Genomic DNA, 1,663 nt, shown 5'->3' on the forward strand with positions numbered 1-1,663 from the left:
ACCTCCGCCGCGAACGGAGCGATCTTCGCCTCGGCCAGCGAACGCACCGCCTCACGGAGCATCTCGTGCTCCTCGGAGATACGGAAGAGATCGAACTCCTGGCTCATGATCGCCACTCCTGTTTCACGACGGTACTCAGTACCCTTCATTATGCACGCACGCGGCAAAAAGGGAACTCAGTGCCTTCACATGGCGGCACTGAGTTCCCTATCCTTTTCCTGCCGAACTTCTGCCGAACAAGCCGGTCCGAGCGCAGGGAGATGACAGCGTGGTCCACTCAGCCATCGATGCCGACACCCGGAGCACCACGCTGTACTTCCAGCGCTGCACGTGGTGCAACAACCCGACCTTCCAGCGGCTGCTCTGCCCCACCTGCGGCTCCACCGAGCTGCGGCTGGAGCCCAGCGAGGGCACCGGCGTGGTCCGGCGCTGCGAGGTCGAGCAGGCCCGGACGCCACTGGTCCGGCAGAAGTCCCTGATCCGGATGGCCGAGGGCTTCGACGTCTGGTGCATCGTCGACGGGCTGCGCAGCACCGTCCCGGTCGGGACGCGGGTGCGGCTGCTGTCCGCCCCCGGTTCCGAGCAGCCGGAACTGCGGCTGCTGCCGGTGGAGGAGCCGCAGCCGCCGGTGGACGTCGAGCCGCGCCCGCTGCCGCCCGTCCAGGGCGGCTTCACGCAGCACCTGGCGGCCTTCGCCGAGTAGCGCGTCGCGGCCGGCGAACCGCGCGTTCGTCGGACGCGTGTTTCGTCGGACGCGTGTTTCTCCGGACGCGTTGTTCGTCGGAGGCGTTGTCGGGCGAACGCCGGAGGGCGTGGCACCGGGTACCCGGTGCCACGCCCTCCGCTGCTCCGCGCGGGGAGGATCAGCCCTTGCGGGCCTTCACCTCGGAGGTCAGCTGCGGCAGCACGGCGAAGAGGTCGCCGACCACGCCGTAGTCCGCGAGCTCGAAGATCGGGGCCTCGGGGTCCTTGTTGACGGCCACGATGGTCTTCGAGGTCTGCATGCCGGCCCGGTGCTGGATCGCGCCGGAGATGCCGTTGGCCACGTACAGCTGCGGCGAGACCTGCTTGCCGGTCTGGCCGACCTGGTTGCTGTGCGGGTACCAGCCCGCGTCGACGGCGGCACGCGAGGCGCCGACGGCCGCACCCAGCGCGTCCGCGAGCTCCTCGACGACACCGAAGCCGGCCGCCTCGCCGACGCCACGGCCGCCGGAGACCACGATCGCGGCCTCGGTCAGCTCCGGACGACCGGTCGAGACCCGCGGGGTACGCGAGGTGACCTTGGCCGCGTTGCCGGTGAACTCCACCGCCACGTTCTCCACCGCACCGGCGGCCGCCGCGGCCTCGGGGGCGACGGCGTTCGGCTTGACGGTGATGACCGGCACGCCGTTGCTGACGCGCGAGTCGACGGTGTACGAGGCGGCGAACACCGACTGGGTGGCGATCGGGCCGCCGTCGCCCGCGCGGAGGTCCACGGCGTCGGTGATGATGCCGGAGCCCAGGCGCAGCGCGACGCGGGCGGCGATCTCCTTGCCCTCGCCGGAGGAGGTGAGGAGGACGGCCGCGGTGTCGTTGGCCTTGGCGATCTGGGTGAGGGCGTCCACCTTGGGGACGACCAGCTGGTCGGTGTACTCGGCGCCGTCGGCGACGTACACCTTGGCCG

General features: G+C 70.7%; 2 protein-coding genes. One reads left to right on the forward strand and one right to left on the reverse strand.

Annotation, left to right across the window (positions count from 1 at the left end):
- Nucleotides 1–268 precede the first annotated feature (268 nt).
- Nucleotides 269–703: a hypothetical protein gene (locus tag ACIOJE_RS41250; RefSeq protein ID WP_400783836.1), complete on the forward strand. Its 435-nt coding sequence runs from the start codon at nucleotides 269–271 to the stop codon at nucleotides 701–703.
- Nucleotides 704–863: 160 nt separating this feature from the next.
- Here the strand turns inward: ACIOJE_RS41250 and ACIOJE_RS41255 are convergent.
- Nucleotides 864–1,663, reverse strand: an 800-nt coding sequence (locus tag ACIOJE_RS41255) for an electron transfer flavoprotein subunit alpha/FixB family protein (RefSeq protein ID WP_400783838.1), incomplete at its 5' end; no start/stop codon positions are given.

The organism is Kitasatospora sp. NPDC087861, from assembly GCF_044742585.1.
In the GTDB taxonomy this organism is placed as follows: Bacteria; Actinomycetota; Actinomycetes; order Streptomycetales; family Streptomycetaceae; genus Kitasatospora.